This is a genomic window from Streptomyces sp. NPDC030995, assembly GCF_055571215.1.
This window is the reverse complement of the sequence record NZ_JBVIFS010000007.1, coordinates 135,699-156,720: the sequence shown is the minus strand read 5'-3', so window position 1 is coordinate 156,720 and position 21,022 is coordinate 135,699. Positions and strand designations below refer to the sequence as shown.

18 protein-coding genes are annotated in these 21,022 nt (G+C 72.6%); 3 read left to right on the top strand and 15 right to left on the bottom strand.

The genetic code is table 11. The annotated features are described in order from the left end of the window. Nucleotides 1-40 precede the first annotated feature (40 nt). The 8 genes from ACZ45T_RS14325 to rsmI form a co-directional block, all read right to left on the bottom strand. The gene (locus ACZ45T_RS14325; RefSeq protein WP_468440925.1) at nt 41-1,846 is read right to left on the bottom strand and encodes an ABC-F family ATP-binding cassette domain-containing protein; all 1,806 of its coding nucleotides are present in this window, start codon (nt 1,844-1,846) and stop codon (nt 41-43) included. 53 nt (nt 1,847-1,899) lie between these two features. Next, on the bottom strand, nt 1,900-3,282 hold the full coding sequence (locus ACZ45T_RS14320; RefSeq protein ID WP_468440923.1) for an acyltransferase family protein: 1,383 nt from the start codon (nt 3,280-3,282) through the stop codon (nt 1,900-1,902). A 179-nt stretch (nt 3,283-3,461) separates the two neighbouring features. Beyond that, on the bottom strand, nt 3,462-4,349 hold the full coding sequence (locus ACZ45T_RS14315; RefSeq protein WP_468440921.1) for a 4-(cytidine 5'-diphospho)-2-C-methyl-D-erythritol kinase: 888 nt from the start codon (nt 4,347-4,349) through the stop codon (nt 3,462-3,464). Nucleotides 4,350-4,351: 2 nt separating this feature from the next. Next, nucleotides 4,352-5,254: a 16S rRNA (adenine(1518)-N(6)/adenine(1519)-N(6))-dimethyltransferase RsmA gene (gene rsmA / locus ACZ45T_RS14310; protein WP_468440919.1), complete on the bottom strand. Its 903-nt coding sequence runs from the start codon at nt 5,252-5,254 to the stop codon at nt 4,352-4,354. Beyond that, a complete protein-coding gene (locus ACZ45T_RS14305) occupies nt 5,251-6,489 on the bottom strand; it encodes a ubiquitin-like domain-containing protein (protein WP_468441132.1) in 1,239 nt (412 codons plus the stop codon). Before ACZ45T_RS14305 ends, rsmA begins: the two co-directional genes overlap by 4 nt. A gap of 303 nt (nt 6,490-6,792) precedes the next feature. Then, nucleotides 6,793-7,692 carry a TatD family hydrolase gene (locus tag ACZ45T_RS14300; protein ID WP_468440917.1) on the bottom strand — a complete coding sequence of 300 codons (900 nt, stop codon included), beginning with the start codon at nt 7,690-7,692 and terminating at the stop codon, nt 6,793-6,795. A gap of 70 nt (nt 7,693-7,762) precedes the next feature. Continuing rightward, entirely contained in the window at nt 7,763-8,251 is a 489-nt protein-coding gene (locus ACZ45T_RS14295) for a hypothetical protein (protein WP_468440915.1), read from the bottom strand. Nucleotides 8,252-8,410: 159 nt separating this feature from the next. Then, on the bottom strand, nt 8,411-9,268 hold the full coding sequence (rsmI, locus tag ACZ45T_RS14290) for a 16S rRNA (cytidine(1402)-2'-O)-methyltransferase (protein WP_468441130.1): 858 nt from the start codon (nt 9,266-9,268) through the stop codon (nt 8,411-8,413). A gap of 139 nt (nt 9,269-9,407) precedes the next feature. On the opposite strand from rsmI, the gene ACZ45T_RS14285 reads away from it, so the two are divergent. Next, nucleotides 9,408-11,180 (top strand): dolichyl-phosphate-mannose--protein mannosyltransferase, encoded by a 1,773-nt coding sequence (locus tag ACZ45T_RS14285; RefSeq protein ID WP_468440913.1) that lies wholly within the window; start codon nt 9,408-9,410, stop codon nt 11,178-11,180. A gap of 34 nt (nt 11,181-11,214) precedes the next feature. Here the strand turns inward: ACZ45T_RS14285 and ACZ45T_RS14280 are convergent, their stop codons facing one another. Further along, nucleotides 11,215-11,769: a GNAT family N-acetyltransferase gene (locus tag ACZ45T_RS14280; protein ID WP_468440910.1), complete on the bottom strand. Its 555-nt coding sequence runs from the start codon at nt 11,767-11,769 to the stop codon at nt 11,215-11,217. A gap of 169 nt (nt 11,770-11,938) precedes the next feature. Here ACZ45T_RS14280 and ACZ45T_RS14275 point away from each other — a divergent pair, with 169 nt between their 5' ends. Continuing rightward, nucleotides 11,939-13,570 carry a penicillin-binding transpeptidase domain-containing protein gene (locus ACZ45T_RS14275; RefSeq protein WP_468440908.1) on the top strand — a complete coding sequence of 544 codons (1,632 nt, stop codon included), beginning with the start codon at nt 11,939-11,941 and terminating at the stop codon, nt 13,568-13,570. A gap of 70 nt (nt 13,571-13,640) precedes the next feature. Here ACZ45T_RS14275 and ACZ45T_RS14270 read toward each other — a convergent pair whose 3' ends face one another. The 4 genes from ACZ45T_RS14270 to ACZ45T_RS14255 form a co-directional block, all read right to left on the bottom strand. Further along, nucleotides 13,641-14,798 carry a serine hydrolase domain-containing protein gene (locus ACZ45T_RS14270; protein ID WP_468440906.1) on the bottom strand — a complete coding sequence of 386 codons (1,158 nt, stop codon included), beginning with the start codon at nt 14,796-14,798 and terminating at the stop codon, nt 13,641-13,643. A 73-nt stretch (nt 14,799-14,871) separates the two neighbouring features. Beyond that, complete coding sequence (locus tag ACZ45T_RS14265) at nt 14,872-15,633, bottom strand: energy-coupling factor ABC transporter ATP-binding protein (RefSeq protein WP_468440904.1); 762 nt, start codon at nt 15,631-15,633, stop codon at nt 14,872-14,874. Continuing rightward, nucleotides 15,621-16,382, bottom strand: a complete 762-nt coding sequence (gene cbiQ / locus ACZ45T_RS14260; protein ID WP_468440902.1) for a cobalt ECF transporter T component CbiQ — start codon at nt 16,380-16,382, stop codon at nt 15,621-15,623. Before cbiQ ends, ACZ45T_RS14265 begins: the two co-directional genes overlap by 13 nt. A 1-nt stretch (nt 16,383) precedes the next feature. Further along, on the bottom strand, nt 16,384-17,415 hold the full coding sequence (locus ACZ45T_RS14255) for an energy-coupling factor ABC transporter permease (RefSeq protein WP_468440900.1): 1,032 nt from the start codon (nt 17,413-17,415) through the stop codon (nt 16,384-16,386). Between the two features lie 164 nt (nt 17,416-17,579). On the opposite strand from ACZ45T_RS14255, the gene ACZ45T_RS14250 reads away from it, so the two are divergent. Next, nucleotides 17,580-17,987, top strand: a complete 408-nt coding sequence (locus ACZ45T_RS14250) for an SsgA family sporulation/cell division regulator (protein ID WP_468440898.1) — start codon at nt 17,580-17,582, stop codon at nt 17,985-17,987. 76 nt (nt 17,988-18,063) lie between these two features. Here the strand turns inward: ACZ45T_RS14250 and ACZ45T_RS14245 are convergent, their stop codons facing one another. Continuing rightward, a complete protein-coding gene (locus ACZ45T_RS14245) occupies nt 18,064-20,271 on the bottom strand; it encodes an MMPL family transporter (RefSeq protein ID WP_468440896.1) in 2,208 nt (735 codons plus the stop codon). 120 nt (nt 20,272-20,391) lie between these two features. Continuing rightward, on the bottom strand, nt 20,392-20,982 hold the full coding sequence (locus ACZ45T_RS14240; RefSeq protein ID WP_468440894.1) for a TetR/AcrR family transcriptional regulator: 591 nt from the start codon (nt 20,980-20,982) through the stop codon (nt 20,392-20,394). Between the last annotated feature and the right edge of the window lie 40 nt (nt 20,983-21,022).

Sequence of the window (21,022 nt, the reverse complement as noted above, 5' to 3'; positions counted from 1 at the left end):
GGAGGACCGGCCCGTGACGCCGCCGTTATCAGGCCAGTTGCTACGCCTCTTCGGCCAGCTCCAGCCAGCGCATTTCCAAATCGTCCCGGTCCGCGAGGAGTTCGCGCAGCTCCGCGTCGAGTTTGGCCACCTTGTCGTAGTCGGTGGAGTTCTCGGCGATCTGGGCGTGCAGGTTGCCCTCGCGGTCGGAGAGCTTGTTCAGCTGCCGCTCGATCTTCTGGAGCTCCTTCTTCGCGGCACGCGAGTCCCCCGAGGCCGTGGACTTCGCGGCGGCGGCCGCGGCCGGGGCGGGCGCCGGGGTGGCCGCCTCGATCATCCGGCGGCGGCGCTCCAGGTACTCGTCCAGGCCGCGCGGCAGCATCCGCAGGCTCGCGTCGCCGAGCAGGGCCATCACCGTGTCGGTGGTGCGCTCGATGAAGAACCGGTCGTGGGAGATCACGATCATCGAGCCGGGCCAGCCGTCGAGGAGGTCCTCCAGCTGGGTCAGGGTCTCGATGTCGAGGTCGTTGGTGGGCTCGTCGAGGAAGAGGACGTTGGGCTCGTCCATCAGCAGGCGCAGGATCTGCAGCCGCCGCCGCTCACCACCGGAGAGGTCGCCGACCGGCGTCCACTGCTTCTCCTTGGTGAAGCCGAACTGCTCGCACAGCTGGCCCGCCGTCATCTCGCGGCCCTTGCCGAGGTCGACGCGGTCGCGGACCCGCTGGACGGCCTCCAGGACCCGCAGCGACGGGTCGAGCTCGCCGACCTCCTGCGAGAGGTAGGCCAGCTTGACGGTCTTTCCGACGGTGACCTTGCCGGCGGCGGGCTGGACCTCGCCCTGGGTGCGGGCCGCCTCGGCGAGGGCGCGCAGCAGGGAGGTCTTGCCGGCGCCGTTGACGCCGACGAGGCCGATGCGGTCGCCGGGACCCAGGTGCCAGGTGAGGTGCTTGAGCAGTTCCTTCGGACCGGCGTGGACGCTGACGTCCTCGAGGTCGAAGACGGTCTTGCCCAGGCGGGCGTTGGCGAACTTCATCAGCTCGGACTTGTCGCGCGGCGGCGGCACGTCGGCGATGAGCTCGTTGGCGGCCTCGATGCGGTAGCGGGGCTTGGAGGTCCGGGCGGGGGCGCCGCGGCGCAGCCAGGCCAGCTCCTTGCGCATGAGGTTCTGCCGCTTGGACTCCTCGGTGGCGGCGATGCGGTCGCGCTCGGCGCGGGCGAAGACGTAGTCGCTGTAGCCGCCCTCGTACTCGTGCACGTCGCCGCGCTGCACGTCCCACATGCGGGTGCAGACCTGGTCGAGGAACCAGCGGTCGTGGGTGACGCAGACGAGCGCGGAGCGGCGCTCCTGGAGGTGCTTGGCCAGCCAGGAGATGCCCTCGACGTCGAGGTGGTTGGTGGGCTCGTCGAGGATCAGGAGGTCCTGGTCGGCGATGAGCAGCTTGGCGAGCGCGATGCGGCGGCGCTCGCCGCCGGAGAGCGGGCCGATGACGGTGTCGAGGCCCTGGTCGAAGCCGGGCAGGTCGAGCCCGCCGAAGAGTCCGGTCAGGACGTCGCGGATCTTGGCGTTGCCGGCCCATTCGTGGTCGGCCATGTCCCGGATGATCTCGTGGCGGATGGTGGCCTTGGGATCGAGGGAGTCGTGCTGGGTGAGGACGCCCATGCGCAGGCCGCCGGACTGGGTGACCCGGCCGGTGTCCGGCTCCTCCAGCTTGGCGAGCATCCGGATGAGGGTGGTCTTGCCGTCGCCGTTGCGGCCGACGACGCCGATACGGTCCCCCTCGGACACGCCGAGGGAGATGCCGTCCAGCAGGGTACGTGTGCCGTACACCTTGCTGACTGCCTCGACATTGACCAGATTGACCGCCATCAGACGCGCTCCAGGTGGGGTACCCCCGGACCGAGTCTGGGGGAGGGTGTGGATCAGCCCCTCAGCCTAACGCGCCGGGCGGCGCCGGACCGTTCCACGAGCAGGGCACCCGCCAGGGCCATGGCGATCGCGACGGGCGCGGTCACCGGGAAGGCGATCAGGGTGGCGCTGTGGCCGTCGAGCAGGCCGCCGAGCCCGGTCATGGACAGGCCGAGGATGCCGAGGAGACAGAGGGTGATCCCGAGGGCCGCCCAGGGGCCGCTTCCGCCACTCCCGCCGCTTCCGCCACTCCCGCCGCTCCCGTCGCTCCCGTCGCTCCCCGGTGCGGTGGAGGCCGCGGCCGGGGCCGGGGCCTCGAAGCGGCGGAAGCAGGCGACGAGCAGCCCGGTCAGCAGGGCGGCCAGCACGATCCGCACCGGCACCTGCGCCCACCAGGCGGCGGTGGCGGGCTCGGGCAGCCCGATCCCGAGGGCGAGCTGGGCCCCGTACACGGCGAGCATGGCGGTGAGGTGCCAGAGGAAGGCGGTCATGGCGATGCCGTTCGCGGCGACGACCCCGCGCCAGACCCGGGGGCGGGCGAGCCAGGCGGTGGCGGGCCGGGCCAGCAGCTGCACGGCTCCGACGAGCCACATGCCGTGGCAGAGCAGGGCCAGGGTGGGCGGGGCCATGTTGGAGACCTTCTCGCCCGGCATCCCGACCATGGACAGCGGGTACGGCCCGTACGCCACCAGCAGCACGGCCCCGGCAAGGCCCGCGGCCGCGAGGGCGGCGGGCCGGCGGATCCGGCCGTCGGCGCGCAGGAAGCCCAGCTGGTGGACGGCGAGCCAGACGAAGGCGAAGTTCAGGAACTCCACGTACGGGACCCCGAGCGCGAAGCGCAGTACGTCGACCAGGGCGGCCGAACCCGCCAGCGCGGCGAACGCCCCCCAGCCGTGGCGCTCGTGCAGCTTCAGCAGCGGCGGGGTGAAGGCGACCATGGCCAGGTAGATCCCGATGAACCACAGCGGCTGCGTGACCATCCGCAGCGCGGCCCCGCCGAGCCGCCCCTCGCCCCGCCCGGCGAGCTGCACGGCGAGCGCGACGGCGGCCCAGACCAGGACGAAGACCAGGGTGGGCCGCAGCAGCCGGCGCAGCCTTGCCCGCAGGAAGACGGCGTAGACGGGCCGCCCGCCGCCGGTGCGCTGCACGGACCGGTAGGACAGGGCGTGCGAGAACCCGCCGACGAAGAAGAAGACCGGCATGATCTGCAGCCCCCAGGTGAGCACCTGGAGCGCGGGCACGAGGGCGAGCAGATTCCCTATGCCGTCGCTGCTGACGGCGGCCATCAGCCAGTGCCCCGCGATGACGGTGCCGAGCGAGGCGACCCGCAGCAGGTCGACGTACCGGTCGCGGCCGGCGGGGGTGGCGGCGGCCATGTCGCGTGCGCTGACTGTCATGGGCCTACGCTCGCCCGCGGCCCGGCTCCGCCGACAGCGTGCGGGTACTCAACTCGGGCCTGAGTAATTCAGCCTCGCCGGCGTTTGAGGCGCGGGGTCTGGGGCGGAGCCCCGGGTGCGGCGCCGCTGCCGGGGGCTCCGCACCCGGACCCCCGCGCCTCAAACGCCGGCGGGGCTGGCTAAGCCAGGACCGTGGCCCCGGGGGCCGGGGCCGAGGCCACGCGAGTGGCGCGGCACGTGCCGGAGGCGAACAGCGCCGCAGCCACCTTTTCCGCCGATTCCTCGTCCCGGACCAGGAACGCCGTCGTCGGCCCCGAGCCGGAGACCAGCGCGGCCAGCGCTCCGGCGTCCGTGCCCGCCGCCAGGGTGTCCGCCAGCTGCGGCCGCAGCGAAAGGGCCGCCGGCTGGAGGTCGTTCGCCAGCGTGACGGCCAGCCGGTCCGGGTCGCCGGAGGCCAGGGCGGCGAGCAGCGCCGGGGAGGCCTCGGGGGCCGGGACCGGCGTGCCCGCCGTGAGGCGGTCGAACTCGCGGAACACCGCCGGGGTGGACAGGCCGCCGTCGGCCACCGCGAACACCCAGTGGAAGGTTCCGGCGTCCACCGGGGTCAGCAGCTCGCCCCGGCCGGTGCCCAGCGCGGCCCCGCCGACCAGGCTGAAGGGGACGTCGCTGCCGAGCTCCGCGCAGATGTCCAGCAGCTCGGCGCGGGGGGTGTTCAGCCCCCACAGGGTGTCGCAGGCCAGCAGGGCCGCCGCGCCGTCCGCGCTGCCGCCCGCCATGCCGCCCGCCACGGGGATGTTCTTCGCGATGTGGAGGTGGACCGAGGGCGCGAGGCCGTTGCGCTCGGCCAGGATCTCGGCGGCGCGCGCGGCGAGGTTCGTCCGGTCCAGGGGGACCTTGTCGGCGTCGGGGCCCGTGCAGGTCACGGTCAGCTCGTCGGCCGCCGTCGCCGTGACCTCGTCGTAGAGGGAGACGGCGAGGAAGACGTTCGCGAGGTCGTGGAAACCGTCGGGCCGGGCCGCGCCCACCGCCAGCTGCACGTTGACCTTCGCGGGGACTCGTACGGTCACGTTCACAGTGCGGGCCTCTCCGCCTCGGGCTTGTTCTCGGCGATCGCGGCGAACTGCTCCACCGTCAGCGACTCCCCGCGCGCCTGCGGGGAGACGCCCGCGGCGACCAGCGCCGCCTCCGCGCCCGCCGCCGAGCCGGCCCAGCCGGCCAGCGCGGCGCGCAGCGTCTTGCGGCGCTGCGCGAAGGCCGCGTCCACGACCGCGAAGACCTCGGCCTTCGAGGCGGTGGTCTTGATCGGCTCGGCGCGACGCACCAGCGAGACCAGCCCGGAGTCGACGTTCGGGGCGGGCCAGAAGACCTTGCGGCCGATGGCCCCGGCGCGCTTGACGTCCGCGTACCAGTTGGCCTTGACCGAGGGGACCCCGTACACCTTGTTGCCGGGCTCGGCGGCCAGCCGGTCGGCGACCTCCGCCTGCACCATCACCAGGGTCCGCTCGATGCTCGGGAAGCGGTCGAGCATGGTCAGCAGGACGGGCACGGCCACGTTGTACGGCAGGTTCGCGACGAGCGCGGTCGGCGCCGGCCCGGGCAGTTCCGTCACCAGCATCGCGTCGGAGTGGACCAGCGCGAAGCGGTCCTTCTTCGCGGGCATCCGGGCCTCGATGGTGGCGGGCAGCGCGGCCGCCAGGATGTCGTCGATCTCGACGGCGACGACCCGGTCCGCGGCCTCCAGCAGCGCGAGCGTCAACGAGCCCAGCCCCGGCCCGACCTCGACGACCACGTCGTCCGGCCGTACCCCGGCGGTGCGCACGATCCGGCGCACCGTATTGGCGTCGATGACGAAGTTCTGCCCCTTCTGCTTCGTCGGCTTCACGCCGAGTACGGCGGCCAGCTCCCGGATCTCGGCCGGTCCGAGTAGGGCGTCAGAAGGGGTCTCGTTGGGCTGCTGCTCTGCGGTGCTCACCGGGTAAGACTACGGCCGCAGTGGGGCCAGGGACTCGCCCCCCGCTGCACGTAGAGCTTCTTCGCCCGGTACGTCTGTTCCGCGCCCGACGCGTCCTGGGGGCGGCCGCTGCCGCCGAGGCGCTGCCAGGTGCGGGCGTCGAACTGGTAGAGGCCGCCGTAGGTGCCCGAGGGGTCGGTGGCGGCGGGGCGGCCGCCGGACTCGCACCGGGCGAGGGCGCCCCAGTCGAGGCCGTCGGCGCCCGCGACGGAGCTCGGCAGGGGTTTGGTGCCGACCTTGACGAGCTGGGTGACGGGCTCGCGGACGACCTCGTCGGCGATGGGGCGGGGCTTTTGCCGGACCCCGTTGACGGTGCGCAGGCTGTACGTGACCCTGCGCGCTCCGGGGCGGCCGGCGCGTTCGACGACCTCGATGCCGGCGAAGAGGTCCGGGTCCTGGATCTTCTCGGTCTCGTACGGGATGCGCTCCTCGCGGACCTCGCGGGTGCCGGTGATGCGGAGCACGGTGACGGTCTGGCCGTCGCGCGGGAAGGCGGTGGGGGGTACGGAGGTGGTGTCCTGGCCCCGCAGGGTGATGCCGGCCTGGTCGAGGGCCTCCTGGACGGTGGCGGCGTTGGTGCGGATGGTGCGTTCGCTGCCGTCGGCCATGAAGGTGATGCTGCGTTCGGTGCGGACGCTCAGGGCCATGCCTTCGCGGGGCACGGGCGCGGTGCGGAGGGCGGAGAGGTAGGCGCCCTCGGCGCGGATGCCGAACTGGCGCAGTGCGCCCTCGACGGTGCGGGCGGTGGTCCACATCTGGCGCTGCTGCCCGTCGAGGGTCAGGCGCAGGGGGCGGCCGTAGCGGACGACGACCTCCTCGCCGTCTTCGAGCGGCTCGCCGGGGGCGGGGGCGACGAGGTCGTGGGGGCCGACGCCGAGGCCTTCGGCGGCGAGCAGCTCGTCGACGTCGTCGGCGAAGGTGTGGAGGTTCCTGGGGACCCCGTCCACGGTGAGCCGTACCGACTTGTCGGCGGCGACGAACGCGGTCGTGCCCCCGGCGAGAAAGGCGACGACCAGGGCCTGCGGCACGATCCGCCGCCAGGTCCCCGCCGGGGGCTCGGCGGGGGTGGTGCGGCGGCGCCTGCCGGTGCCGGGCCCCGGCGAGGGGGTGGGGAGCACCGCGACGGGGGTCGCGGCCCTGCGGCGGCCCGATCCGGCCTCGGCGGGCGCGGCCGCCGGGCCGGGCACGGCGGGCATCGTCGGGGCCTGGGGGTCGGGCCATTGCGTCGGCGCCCCGCTCTGGCGTGCGCGGCGGCGCCCCGCCCGGCGCGGGGCCGGGACCCCCGGTTGCGGGGCGCCGGGATCCTCGTACGCCTCCGGGACGGGACCACCACGGCGGTGACTGCCCTGCGTATCGCTCACGACGCTCGCTCCACTGGTGATCCGGCACCCGCTGGTTGGGGCACGGCACCCTAGCGGAGGGAGTCGTCACTCTCCAAAGTCGGCCGGACACCCAGCGTGTCGACGCGGGGTGGGTGGCGGCCGCTGGAGGGTGCGGGATCAGTAGGCGAAGGCGCGGGCGGTGTTGGCGGCCAGCGCGGTGGCCATGGCGTCCTCGTCGAGGCCGCGGACCGCCGCCATGGCCCGTACCGTCAGCGGAATGAGGTACGGGGCGTTGGGCCGTCCGCGGTACGGCGCGGGGGTGAGGTAGGGCGCGTCCGTCTCGACGAGCACCAGCTCCAGCGGGGCCACGGCCAGGGCCTCGCGCAGCGGCGCGGCGTTCTTGAAGGTGACGGTCCCGGCGAAGGACATGTAGTACCCGGCGGCGGCGCACTCCCGGGCCATGGCGGCGTCCCCGGAGTAGCAGTGGAAGACGGTCCGTTCCGGCGCGCCCTCCTCGCGCAGGATCCGCAGCACGTCCGCGTGGGCCTCTCGGTCGTGGATGACGAGTGCCTTGCCCTGCCGCTTGGCGATCTCGATGTGGGCGCGGAAGGAGCGTTCCTGCGCGGCCATCCCCTCCGGCCCGGTGCGGAAGTAGTCCAGCCCGGTCTCGCCGACCGCCTTCACGTGGTCGAGTGCGGCGAGCGCCTCGATCTCGGCCAGCGCCTCGTCCAGCGCGGCCTCGCCGCCGCCGGTCCTGGCTCCCTGGCGGGACCAGCCGTCGGGGTCCCCGTGGACGATGCGGGGGGCCTCGTTCGGGTGGAGGGCCACGGCCGCGTGGACGTTCTCGTACGCGGCGGCGGTCTCGGCGGCCCAGCGGGAGCCCTTCACGTCGCAGCCCACCTGGACGACGGTGGTGACGCCCACCGAGGCGGCCTTGGCGAGGCCCTCCTCGACGGTGCCGGACTGCATGTCCAGGTGCGTGTGCGAGTCCGCCACCGCCACCCGGAGGGGCTCGGGCAGCGGCGGCGGTGCGTCCTTGGAGGCTTTGGAGGCGGAGGAGGCCGGGGAAGAGCTCATGCGGCCGATCTTATGACCGGCCGCGGCGGTGACGGCCCGGGCCCGACCGGCTAGGGCCGTCTACGACCGGTTATGACGGGCGCAGGCGCCCCAGCAGCCGGGCGAACCAGCCCCGGCCCCGCTCGGCCTCCTCGACGGAGACGGGTCCGGGAGCGTCGTGCGCGCGCGGCTTCCGGGTGCGGGGGAGGTCCGCTCCCGCCGGCACCGGTCCGGCGATCCCGGGGGCGATGCGGTGGTGGTAGAGCCGGTCGATCGTGCCGAGCACGGAGGAGACCTGGCCGGCCCGCATGATGCGTACGACGTGTCCGCCGCAGTTCAGGCAGGTCGGGTTGGACAGCGGGGAGGGCACCCGCTCGCTGTTGACCGTGTACATGATGAACGGCTCGCCCTTGCCGTCGACGTGGTGCTCTATCGCGTAACCCTGCTCCCAGCCGAAGCCGCACTTCATGCAGGCGAAGGAGTACGCCTCGTGCACGGTGTGCACGTCGGCTGCGTAAACGACGGCAGGGACTGCGGTGGGCGCGACTGCGGATGCCGGGGTGTCTGCGATCTCACTCATGCCAGCTCCTCTTGTTCCACTGGTGCATTGCCAGTGGACGCCTCTTCGGGCGGGAGCGCATCAGGCCCTGTCGAGTGTTGGACGGTCCTTGGGCGAGTCATGCCCAAAGCGCCCGGTGCGCGGTCTGAGCTTTGCCTTTCAGGTTAGTCCTTTACCGACCTACGGCACCTTTTGTGCCGCATTCTTTGCCGCGACCACCGCGTCGAACACGTCGCGCTTGGGTACCCCGGCCTCGGCCGCGACCGCCGCGATGGCCTCCTTGCGCCGCTCGCCCGCCTCCTCGCGCACCCGTACGCGGCGCACCAGCTCCTCGTCGTCCACATCGCCGGGCCCGGCCGCGGGGGCGCCCTCCACGACTACGGTGATCTCGCCGCGCACGCCCTCGGCGGCCCAGGCCGCGAGCTCGCCGAGACCGCCACGCTTGACCTCCTCGTAGGTCTTCGTCAGCTCGCGGCACACTGCGGCGCGCCGGTCGGCGCCGAAGACCTCGGCCATCGCGGCCAGGGCGTCGTCGAGCCGGTGCGGGGCCTCGAAGTAGACGAGGGTGCGCCGCTCGGCCGCGACCTCGCGCAGCCGGCCGAGGCGCTCGCCCGCCTTGCGCGGCAGGAACCCCTCGAAGCAGAACCGGTCCACGGGCAGCCCGGACAGGGCGAGCGCGGTGAGCACCGCGGAGGGCCCGGGGACGGCGGTGACCTTGATGTCCTTCTCCACGGCGGCGGCGACCAGCCGGTAGCCGGGGTCGGAGACCGAGGGCATGCCGGCGTCGGTCACCAGCAGGACGCGCTTGCCGTCCTGGAGCGCCTCGACCAGCTCCGGGGTGCGCGCGGACTCGTTGCCCTCGAAGTACGACAGGACGCGCCCGGTGGTGTGCACGCCGAGCCCCTGGGTCAGCCGGCGCAGCCGCCGGGTGTCCTCGGCGGCGACCACGTCGGCCCGCTCCAGCTCGGCCGCGAGGCGCGGCGGGGCGTCGGCCAGGTCGCCGATGGGGGTGCCGGCGAGCACGAGCGTGCCCGTCAGGCCTGCGGCCGTGGCGGCGGTCGTGGTGGGCTCGGTACCGCGGGGCTGGTCAGTTGTCACCCGCCCATCCTCTCAGCCCCGTGACCCGCCGCCCCCCGCCACTGGTGGCGCACACAGATCTCTTCCCTACGATGTGCCGGTGACCAGTACCGCGACGCCGCCGCCCAGCCCCGCGGGGGCCCCGCCCGCCTCACCGGTGGGACGCGAAGATGAGCCGCCCACCTGGCTGCGCCGCCTGCGCGCCTTCGGCTACGTGCCGGCGGGCGCCGGCGCGTCGTCGCGCGCGGACGTCCGCACCCGCCTGGTGCCCCCGTACGCCAAGCCCTCCCGGCAGCTGTGGATGACCTTCGGCATGCCGCCGCAGGTGTGGGGGACCTGGCAGCGCGTCCTGTCGTGGGTGGGGCCGCTGCTGGTGGCGCTGGTCGCCGGGGTGCTGCGGTTCGTGAACCTGGGCAGCCCGAAGGCGGTGATATTCGACGAGACGTATTACGCGAAGGACGCCTGGGCCACGATCAAGCAGGGCTACGAGGCGAGCTGGCCCAAGGACATCGACAAGTCGATCCTCGCCAACCCGGACGGGGTCCCCCTGCCGGTGGATCCGGGCTACGTGGTGCACCCGCCCGTCGGCAAGTGGGTCATCGGGCTCGGCGAGTGGATGTTCGGCTTCACGCCGTTCGGCTGGCGGTTCATGACCGCCGTGCTCGGCACCCTGTCGGTGCTGATGCTGTGCCGGATCGGCCGCCGGCTGTTCCGCTCCACCTTCCTCGGCTGTCTGGCGGGGGCGCTGCTCGCGGTGGACGGCCTGCACCTGGTGATGAGCCGCACCGCGCTGCTCGACCTGGTGCTGATGTTCTTCGTGCTCGCCGCGTTCGGGGCGCTGCTCATCGACCGGGACAAGGCCCGGGCCAGACTCGCCGACGCGCTGCCGGTGGACGAGGAGGGCCGGACCCGGCCCGATGTGAAGATCGCCGAGACGCTGCGGCTGGGCTGGCGGCCGTACCGGATCCTGGCCGGTGTCTGCCTGGGCCTGGCCGCGGGCACGAAGTGGAACGGCTTCGTCGTCCTGGCCTTCTTCGGGATCCTCGCCGTGCTGTGGGACGCGGCCGCGCGCCGGACCGCGGGCGCGGGCGCCCCGTACGCGGCGATGTTGCGCCGCGACGCGCTGCCCGCCTTCGTGTCCACGGTCCCGGTCGCGATCGTGACGTACCTGGCCTCGTGGTCGGGGTGGATCTTCAGCCCGGACAACGGCAAGGGCGGCTACCTGCGCGACTGGGCGGCCAAGCACGACCAGGGCAGCGCGCTGTCGTTCCTGCCGGAGTGGCTGCGCAGCCTGTGGCACTACGAGACCGAGGTCTACAAGTTCCACGTGGGGCTGACCTCGGGGCACACCTACGAGTCAAACCCGTGGAGCTGGCTGGTCCTGGGCCGGCCCGTCTCCTATTTCTACGAGTCCCCCGCACCCGGCACCGACGGCTGCCCGGCGACCGAGACGGGCAAGTGCGCCCGCGAGGTGCTGGCGCTGGGCACCCCGCTGCTGTGGTGGGCGGGCTGTTTCGCGCTGCTGTACGTGCTGTGGCGGTGGTTCTTCCGCCGCGACTGGCGGGCGGGCGCGATCGCGTGCGCGCTGGCGGCGGGTCTGCTGCCCTGGTTCAACTACCAGGAGCGGACGATCTTCTACTTCTACGCGGTGGTCTTCGTCCCGTACCTGTGCCTGGCGGTGGCGATGATGATCGGCGCCCTGCTGGGCCCGGCCGGCTCGTCCGAACGCCGGCGGGCGCTGGGGGCGATCGGGGCGGGCGTGCTGGTCTTGCTGATCGTGTGGAACTTCATCTACTTCTGGCCGATCTACACGGGCCAGTCCCTCCCGATGGACTCCTGGCGCGGCCGCATGTGGCTGGACACCTGGGTGTAGCCCGACGCGGCCGGGCCTCGGCCGAGGCCGCGGCTCAGCCGCGGCCTCGCAGGATGTGCTCGTCGTTCCACGCGGGGGCCGTCGCCGTGCCGGCGAGCCAGTCCCGCCGCAGGACGGCGTATCCGACCGCGTCGTGGACCGCGCCGCCGGCCGCGGGCCACGCGTCTCGGTAGTGCGCCTCCTTGACGTACCCGCGGCGCCGGAGGGTGCGGCGCATCGCCACGTTGTCCTGGCGCGTGGTGGCCTCGATCCGCCGGATCTGCGGGAGCTCGGTGAACAGGTATCCCGTCAGCCAGGTCAGCGCGTGGCCGCCGACGCCCTGGCCCCGGTACGGGGACCGGATCCGCAGGTCGAAGACGGGCGTGCTGTCGGCGAGGCCCATCAGGCGGATCAGCCCGAGGGTGTCGTCGCCGTCGGCGATCCAGAAGGTCCTGTTCTCGTCGCCGCAGTAGCGGCCGTCCGAGACCCATTGCCGGGCCTGGTCGGGATCGACCACGGCAGAGCCGTGGAACGGCCAGGTGTCTCCGGTGAGGAAGGCGACCAGGTCATCGGCCTCGGCAGCGGCGTACCGCCGGTAGGTGAGCTCCACAGCCGCACTCTAGGGACAGGGGCGGCCCGCCCCCAAGTGATTTGCCGGCCGCCCGGGATGTTCCGGTCCGGTAACAGACGTCGCACAGATCCACTCCACAGCGTAAGGTCCGAGCCAAGGGTTCTTTGAACACGTTCAGAGAACCGTGGACCCGGGGGATGGGGACAGAGTGAACGGGGCAGCGAAGGGCGCCGTCATCGGCGGGGTGTTTCTCGCGATGCTCGGCGGTGCCGGGTACGGGGTGTACGCCCTGGTCGGGGACTCGGGCGGCGACGCGAAGGACGGCGAGAGCGCCACCCAGGCGGAGAAGGGCAGCGGGCCGGTCAGCGCGAAGGAGACCGCCGCGACCGCCAAGGCCTTCCTGGCCGCGTGGGCGGCCGGGGAAGCGGGGGTGGCCGCCGAACTGACCAACAACTCCGCGGCCGCGCAGGCCGCGGTGGGGGAATTCAAGACCAAGGCGTACGTGTCCAAGGCCGTGATCACGCCCGGCACGCCGAACGGCACCACCGTGCCCTTCAAGGTCGAAGCGGAGATCAGTTACGAGGGCACGACCAAGCCGCTCGCCTACGACTCCCAGCTGACCGTCGTCCGCGGGCTGACCAGCGGGAAGCCGCTGGTCGACTGGCAGCCCTCGGTGATCCACCCGCAGCTCCAGAAGGACGAGAAGCTACGGGCGGGCACCCCGGCGAGCCCGCCGGTCAAGGCACTCGACCGCAACGGCAAAGAGCTGACGGCCGAGCAGTACCCCTCGCTGCGCGCCATCCTCGACGACCTGCGCAAGGCGTACGGGGAGAAGGCGGGCGGCGCCAAGGGCGCGGAGGTGTGGATCGAGCCGGCCGCCCAGGACGCCCCCAAGCGGACCCTGCTCACGCTGGCCGAGGGCAAGCCGGGGCAGATCCAGACCGTGCTGGACGCCGACGTGCAGGCCGCGGCCGAGAAGGCGGTGGCGAAGCACGCCGAGGCCTCCGTGGTCGCGGTCCAGCCGAGCACCGGCGAGATCCTGGCCGTGGCCAACCACCGCAAGGACAACTTCAACGCGGCGATGAAGGGGGCCCGCGCCCCGGGGTCGACGATGAAGATCGTGACGGGGGCCATGCTCATCGAGAAGGGCCTGGTGGCGGCGGACAAGCCGGCGTCCTGCCCGCCGACCGCCACGTGGGAGGGGAAGTCCTTCCACAACCTGAACAACTTCAAGTCGGAGGGCGAGCCCTTCGCTTCGAGCTTCGCCAAGTCCTGCAACACCGCCTTCATCAGCCTGATCGACGACGTGAAGGACAACAGCGCGCTGCCCCGGGAGGCCAAGGAGGTCTTCGGGATCGGGCTCGACTGGAAGACCGGCGTCGTCTCGGTGGACGGGTCGGTTCCGGAGGTCTCGGGGGCGGGCGCGGCCGCCGCGTACATCGGCCAGGGCACGATCACGATGAACCCGCTGAACGTGGCCTCGATCACGGCGACCGCACGGACCGGGGTGTTCCGCCAGCCGGTGATCGTGAAGGCCTCGTTGGACGGGCGCACCCTCGCCGACGCCCCGCGCTCCTTGAAGCCGGGGGTGTCGGCGCAGCTGGTCAAGATGATGAAGCTGACGGCGACCAGCGGCACCGGCAGCGAGGCGATGGCCTCGGTCCGCGGCTCGGACAAGGGCGCGAAGACCGGCTCCGCGGAGGTCGACGGCGCGGGCAGCCCGGACAGCTGGTTCACCGGCTTCAGCGGCGACGTGGCCGCGGCGGCCATGGTCGAGGGCGGCGGCCACGGCGGCGAAGCCGCGGGGCCGGTGGTGGCGGAGGTCCTCAACGCCGGCTGACCCGGCGCCGTTGCCGGGGCTCCGCCCCGGACCCCGCGCCTCAATCGCCGGCGGGGCTGTCTCTGCCCGGCTACAACGCGGAGCGCAACGCCCTGACCAGCGCCTGCGCCCGCGGGTCGGCCGTCACCGACTTGGCCAGCGCGTTGGTCACGTACCCGAAGCCGATCCCCGCCTCCGGGTCCGCGAAGGCGAGCGAGCCTCCGCGGCCCGGGTGCCCGAAGGAGGCCGGCGAGAGCAGCGGGGAGGCCGGGCCGTGCAGCATGTAGCCGGGGCCGAAGCGGGTGTTCACGACCAGCACCCGGTCGGGGCCCGCGGACAGCTCACGGCCGGCGAGGGCCGTGGTCTCCGGGGTGAAGATCCGGGCGCCGTCCTCCACCACGCCGATGGTGGCCCCGTAGAAGCGGGCCAGGGCGCGGGCCGTGCCGATGCCCGCCGAGGCCGGGAGCTCCGCGGCCCGGTAGGCGGGGGCGTTCTCGTCGGGCACCGGGTCGATGGCCGCGAAGGCGCGGCGGGTGAGGGACTCCGGGTCGGCGTAGGCCTCGGAAACGTTTCGCCGCGGCCGGGTCCTCAGCAGGCCCGCGCTCGTGGGAGGGTCGACCGGGGCCACCCGGCCCACCCGGTGGGCCTCGGCCTCCGGCAGGCCGATCCAGAAGTCCACGCCCAGCGGCTCCGCCATCTCCTCCGCCAGGATCGAGCCCAGGGTGCGGCCGGTCGCCCGCAGCACCAGCTCGGACAGCAGCCAGCTGTAGGTCTGCGCGTGGTAGCCGTGCTCGGTGCCCGGCTCCCAGAAGGGCGTCTGCGCGGCGACCGCGCGCGCCCCGGACACCCCGTCCGCGGCCTCGGCGGCGGTCAGCCCCCGGTCCAGCGCCGGGACGCCCGCCCGGTGCGCGAGCAGGTCCCGGACCAGGACCTTGTCCTTGCCGCCCGTCTTGAACTCCGGCCAGTACGAGCCCACCGGCGCGGCCAGGTCGAGCAGCCCGCGCTGGTGCAGCAGCAGGGGTACGGCGGCGGCCACGCCCTTGGTAGCGGAGCGGACGACCTGCGCGGTGTCCTCGGTCCAGGGCTCCGTACCGTCGGCGTCCTTGGTGCCGCCCCACAGGTCGACGACCTTGCGCCCGTCGCGGTACACGGCGACCGCCGCGCCCCGGTCCCCGAGCACCTCGAAGTTGCGTACGAACGCGTCCCTGACGGACTCGAAGCCCTCCGCCACCACACCCTGGATGTTCACGAGCAATCCAACAATCGACGACCGGTGCTTATGCCACGGGTGCTCGTGCCACGGGTGCTCAGGCCACCCGCGCTCAGGCCACCGCCACCGAACGGGGGTCGAAGCCGAAGGGGAGCTCCAGCCGGTGCGCCCGCATCAGCTTCTCGTCGCACAGGAGCTCCTGCGTGCGGCCGTCCGCCGCGATGACCCCCTCGCTGAGGATCACCGAGCGCGGGCACAGCTCCAGCGCGTACGGCAGGTCGTGCGTCACCATCAGCACCGTCACGTCGAGCGAGCGCAGGATGTCCGCGAGCTCGCGGCGCGAGGCCGGGTCCAGATTGGACGAGGGCTCGTCCAGCACCAGGATCTCGGGCCGCATGGCCAGTACGGTCGCCACCGCGACCCGGCGGCGCTGCCCGAAGGACAGGTGGTGGGGCGGGCGGTCGGCGAACTCCGCCATCCCGACCTGCTCCAGGGCGCCGTGGACCCGCTCCGCCAGCTCCGCGCCCCGCAGGCCGGCCGCCGCCGGTCCGAAGGCCACGTCCTCGCGCACGGTCGGCATGAACAGCTGGTCGTCGGGGTCCTGGAAGACGATCCCGACCCGGCGCCGGATCTCGGCGAAGTTCCGCTTCTCCACCGGCAGCCCCGCCACGGTCACCGAGCCGACCCCGCCGCCCAGGATCCCGTTGAGGTGCAGCACGAGGGTGGTCTTGCCGGCGCCGTTGGGGCCGAGCAGGGCGACCCGCTCGCCGCGCCCGACGGTCAGGTCCACCCCGAAGAGGGCCTGGTGGCCGTCGGGGTAGGCGTAGGCGAGACCGGAGACTTCCAGCGAAGGGGTGAGGTTCACAGCGTCCATCCCATCAGACAGACGGCGAGGGCCGTCAGCGGGAGTACGGCCGCGTACGCCCACTGGGCGCGCGTGGCCGCGACTTCGTCGATCACCGGCATCGAGCCGGCGTAGCCGCGGCTGACCATCGCGAGGTAGACCCGCTCGCCGCGCTCGTAGGAGCGGATGAACAGCGCGCCGGCCGTCTTGGCCAGCACCCCCCAGTGCCGGATTCCGCTTGCCTCGAATCCGCGCGAGCGGCGGGCGATGGACATGCGGCGCAGCTCGTCGCTGATCACGTCGCCGTAGCGGATCATGAAGGTCGCGATCTGCACGAGCAACGGCGGCAGCTTGAGCCGTTGCAGGCCGAGCAGCAGGGCCCGCAGTTCGGTCGTCGAGGCGAGCAGGACGGAGGCGGCCACGCCGAGCGTTCCCTTGGCGAGGACGTTCCAGGCGCCCCACAGGCCGGAGACGCTGAGCGACATGCCGAGCACCTCCACCCGCTCACCCTCCGCCACGAAGGGCATGAGCACGGCGAAGGCGACGAAGGGGACCTCGATCAGCAGCCGACGCAGCAGGAAGCCGGCCGGGATCCGGGCCGCGGCCGCGGTCCCCGCGAGGAGGACGGCGTACAGGCCGAAGGCCCACACCGCTTCGCGCGGTGTGGACACGACGACCACGACGAAGGCGAAGGTCGCGGCGAGCTTGCAGTGCGGGGGCAGCTCGTGGACCGGCGAGTGGCCGTGCCTGTAGAGCTTGTGGGCGTGCCCGGCTCCCATCTCAGACGGCCGACGGCTCGGTCGCGCGGCGCCGGCGCACGACCCGGAAGACCCCGGTGCCGACGGCCACGGTCGCCCCGACGCCCAGGGCGCCCGCGAGGCCGCCGGAGAGGCGGGCGTCGGCGACGTCCTTGACGGCGTAGTCGGCGAGCGGGGAGTCCTTCGCCGCGTGCTCCTCGACCTTCTGGTCGATGCCCTGGTCGGCGGCGACCTTCTCCAGGCCGTCGGGGCTGGCGGAGGCGTAGAAGGAGACGAATCCGGCGAGGACGAGTGCGGTGACCAGGCCGGTGGCCCACACGGTGGTGGTGGAGCGGGCGGCCACCGGGGAGGGGGCGGCCGCGGGGGCGTCGACGAGCTCGCCGCCGACGCGCAGCTTCAGCGGCGTGCTCAGCCCGCGGGCCCCGTGGACGAGGTCGGGCCGTACGGCGATCACGGCGCCCACGGTCGCCGCGGTGATGGCGGCTTCGCCGATGCCGATGAGCACGTGCACGCCGACCATGGCGGTGAGCACCTTGCCGAGGGACACGTCGGTGGTGCCGCCGACGGCGTAGACGGCGGTGAAGGCGGCGGCCGCGCCCGGTACCGAGAGCAGGGCTCCGGTGAAGGCGGCGGCGGTCACGGAGCGGCGGCCGGGCGGCAGCACCTTGAGCAGCCCGCGGAAGACGAGGTGGGCGATGACGACGGTGACGACGCCCATGACGGTGATGTTCACGCCGAGGGCGGTCAGCCCGCCGTCGGCGAAGAGGATGCCCTGCATCAGCAGCACGACGGACACGCACAGCACACCCGTGTAGGGGCCTACGAGTATCGCGGCGAGCGCCCCGCCCAGCAGGTGCCCGCTGGTGCCGGCGGCGACCGGGAAGTTCAGCATCTGGACGGCGAAGATGAAGGCGGCGACGAGGCCGGCGAGCGGCGCGGTCCGCTCGTCGAGCTCGCGTCGGGCGCCCCGGAGGCTGACGGCCACCGCGGCGGCGGCGACCACTCCGGCGGCCACCGAGACGGGTGTGTTGATGAATCCGTCGGGCACATGCATGGAGTGGCTCCGCTTCTCACAGTCTTGAACCGTTCAAGAGTAGTGCCCAGTTGCAAACCGTTGGCAAGAGCGTCTACGTCACAAATAGTTCCGTGCGGTTTCGTCGGAATGTGCGAGGCTGGAGGACAAGCGGACGTGAATGTTCCGAATAGAGGAGTCTTGTCGTGTCAGCCACCGCCGAGAATCCCCCCGCGACCGCCGTCGAGGAGCGCGTGACCGCGCGCGTGATCAGCGACGACCCCCTCTACCGGAAGGTTCCGGTGGCCCTGCGCTTCACCGGGTCCGAGCCGCTGGCCGTACGGATCGTCTTCCCCGCGGACCTGTCCCCCGAGGGCACCGACAACGAGTGGGTCTTCCCCCGCGCCCTGCTGGAGGCGGGCCTCCAGGCCCCGACCGGAACCGGGGACGTGCGCGTCTGGCCCTGCGGCCGCGTCCAGGCCGTCGTGGAGTTCCACTCCCCCGAGGGCGTCGCCGTGGTCCAGTTCGACATCGCGGCCCTGCGCCGCTTCCTGCGCCGCACGTACGCCCCCGCGCCCGCCCCCGCCTCTGCCTCCGCCTCCGCCACTCGTTAGGCGCAACGCGCCCCGGCCCCGTACCGCCTGGTGATCAGGCGGTACGGGGCCGGGGTGTCAGCCGTACGGAACGGGGTCAGGCGTTGACCAGCTCGCGGTCCTTGCCCGGGCCCTCCGGGGACTTCGGGGAGTCCCCCGCGTCCCCGAGGTGCTTGCGCAGGCTCTCGCCCTCGACGTCCACGTTCGGCAGCAGCCGGTCCAGCCACTTCGGCAGCCACCAGGCCTTGTGCCCGAGCAGCGCCAGTACCGCCGGGACGATGGCCATGCGGACCACGAAGGCGTCGAAGAACACGGCGACGGCCAGACCGAAGCCGATCATCTTGACCATCTGGTCGCTGGCTCCGAGGAAGCCCGCGAACACCGCGATCATGATGACCGCGGCGGCCACGACGACCCGCGCGCTGTACTGGAAGCCGGTCACCACGGCCTGGCCCGGGCGCTCGCCGTGGACGTACGCCTCACGCATGCGGGTGACGAGGAAGACCTCGTAGTCCATGGCCAGACCGAAGACGACGCCCACCATGAAGATCGGCATCATCGACATGATCGGACCGGTCTGCTCCACCCCGAAGACCGAGCTGAGCCAGCCCCACTGGAAGACCGCGACGACGGCGCCGAGGGCGGCGACGACCGAGAGCAGGAAGCCGAGGGCCGCCTTGAGCGGGACCAGGATCGAGCGGAAGACCAGCATCAGCAGCAGGAAGGCCAGGCCGACCACGAGCGCCAGGTAGGGCAGCAGCGCGTCGTTCATCTTCTGCGTGAAGTCGATCTCCATCGCGGTGGATCCGGTGACGAGGACGTCGTCCCCGCTGCCGTCGCGGATCTCGTGGACCAGGTCCTTGGTCAGGCCGGAGGACGGGCGGTCCTTCGGGATGACGGTGATCACCGAGGTGTCGCCGGCCTCGTTGGGGCTCGGCGGGGTGACCGCGGCCACGCCGTCCAGACCCTTGATGCGGTCGACGGTCTTGTCGGCCAGCGACTTGTCCCCGTCCACGACCACCATCAGCGGGCCGTTGAAGCCGGGACCGAAGCCCTCGGACAGCAGTTCGTACGCCTGGCGCTGGGTGGTGGAGACCGGCTGGGAGCCGTCGTCCGGCAGGGCCATCTCCAGCTTGCTCGCCGGTACGGCGATGATCCCGAGGCCGATCACACCGGCGAGGAGCACCATGACCGGGCGGCGCAGGACGAAGCGGGCCCAGCGGGTGCCGCCGTTGGCCTTCTTCTCGGCAGCAGGCTTGCCCTTGCCGAACAGCTTGCTCTTCTGGCCGGCGGGCAGGACCTTCTTGCCGGCGAAACCGAGGATGGCCGGTACGAGGGTCAGGGCGACGAGCACGGCGATGACCACCGTGCCCGCGGCCGCGAAGCCCATCTTGGTCAGCATCGGGATGTTGACGACGGCCAGGCCCACGAGGGCGATGACCACGGTCAGACCGGCGAAGACGACGGCGGAACCAGCGGTTCCGGCGGCCCGGCCGGCGGCCTCGTCCCGCTCACGGCCCTCGGCGAGCTCCGCGCGGTAGCGGGAGACGATGAAGAGGGCGTAGTCGATGCCGACCGCGAGGCCGATCATCATCGCGAGGGTGGAGGTGGTGGTGCCGAGGTCCAGCACGTTGGCGAGCGCGGTGATGGAGGAGACGCCGATGCCGACGCCGATCAGCGCGGTCAGCAGCGGCAGCCCGGCCGCGATCAGCGAGCCGAAAGTGATCACCAGGACGACCGCGGCGACCGCGATGCCGATGATCTCGCCGGAGCCGGTCTCGGGGGCCGCCATCAGCGCGTCGCCGCCGATCTGGACGTTCAGGCCCGCGGCCTTGGCCTGCGTGCCGGAGTCCTTGAGCGCGTCGCGGGTGGCGTCCTTCAGCTCCATGCCGCTGACGTCGTACTTGGCGCTGATGTAGGCGGTGGAGCCGTCCTGGCTCACGGCCTGCGTCTCGTACGGGTCGGCGACGGAGGAGATCTGCTCCGCGCCCGGTCCGGACTTCAGTCCGGTGACGATCTTCTGGACCTCGGCCTTGGGGCCGGGGTCGGTGACCTTGGCGCCCTCGGGGGCCTTGATGACGATGCGGGCGGTGGCGCCGCGCGCGTCCATGCCCGGGAAGCGCTGGTCCAGCAGGTCGAAGGCCTTCTGGGCCTCCGTGCCGGGTATCGAGAACGAGCCGGAGGTGGGTGCGGACGCGGTGGCCGCGCCGAAGCCGGCGGCGAACAGCAGTGCCACCCATGCGAGGGCGACGAGCCAGCGGCGCCGGAAGGCGCCCTTGCCGATTCGATAGAGGAAGGTAGCCACGTCGGTGGTTCTCCCGTTCAGGTCGTGGGATGGATCCGGATGGATCAGGGCGTGGAAAGCCGGCCCGACGACGAGAGCGGCGTGTCAGAGCAGCAGGAGCAGTGCGGGGGACGGGGAGGATCAGACGCCGAGGGCGGGGAAGACCACGGCGTCGATGAAGTCACCGAGGAACGTCCGGTCCACCGAACGGTCCTCGATCAGCGGGAGCGCGATGAACGCCCCGATGAGCATGTGCGGTACGAAGTCCAGGGCCGGGCACCCCGGGACGATCTCGCCCCGGTCCACCGCGCGCTGCAGCATCACCTGCAGCCCGGTGATCTCCGGGTCGACCAGTAGGTCCCGCAACGCCTTGTGGAGTTCCGGGCTCTCGTGGACGGCATGGCACAGACCCCGCATCAGCGCGGTGTCCTTGGCCATCTGCGCGTCGTCGGAGTGCTCCACCATGAGCGCGAAGTCCCCGCGCAGGCTGCCCGTGTCGATTTCCCGCAGCGAGACGGGCTGCGTACATCGAAGGGCCTTGGCGACCAGCTCCGGCTTGCTCCCCCACTGGCGGTAGAGGGTGGCCTTGCTGGATTTCGTACGGGCGGCGACCGCGTCCATGGTCAGCGCCTCGTAGCCGACGTCACGCAGGAGGTCGAGGACCGCCTCGTGCAGTTCGGCCTGCCGTTCGGGGGTGATCCGGCTGCGCCGGGCCGTCATCGCCTCGGTCATCTCCGTCTCTCCCGTCCGAACGTCCCACTCGTGGGAACGA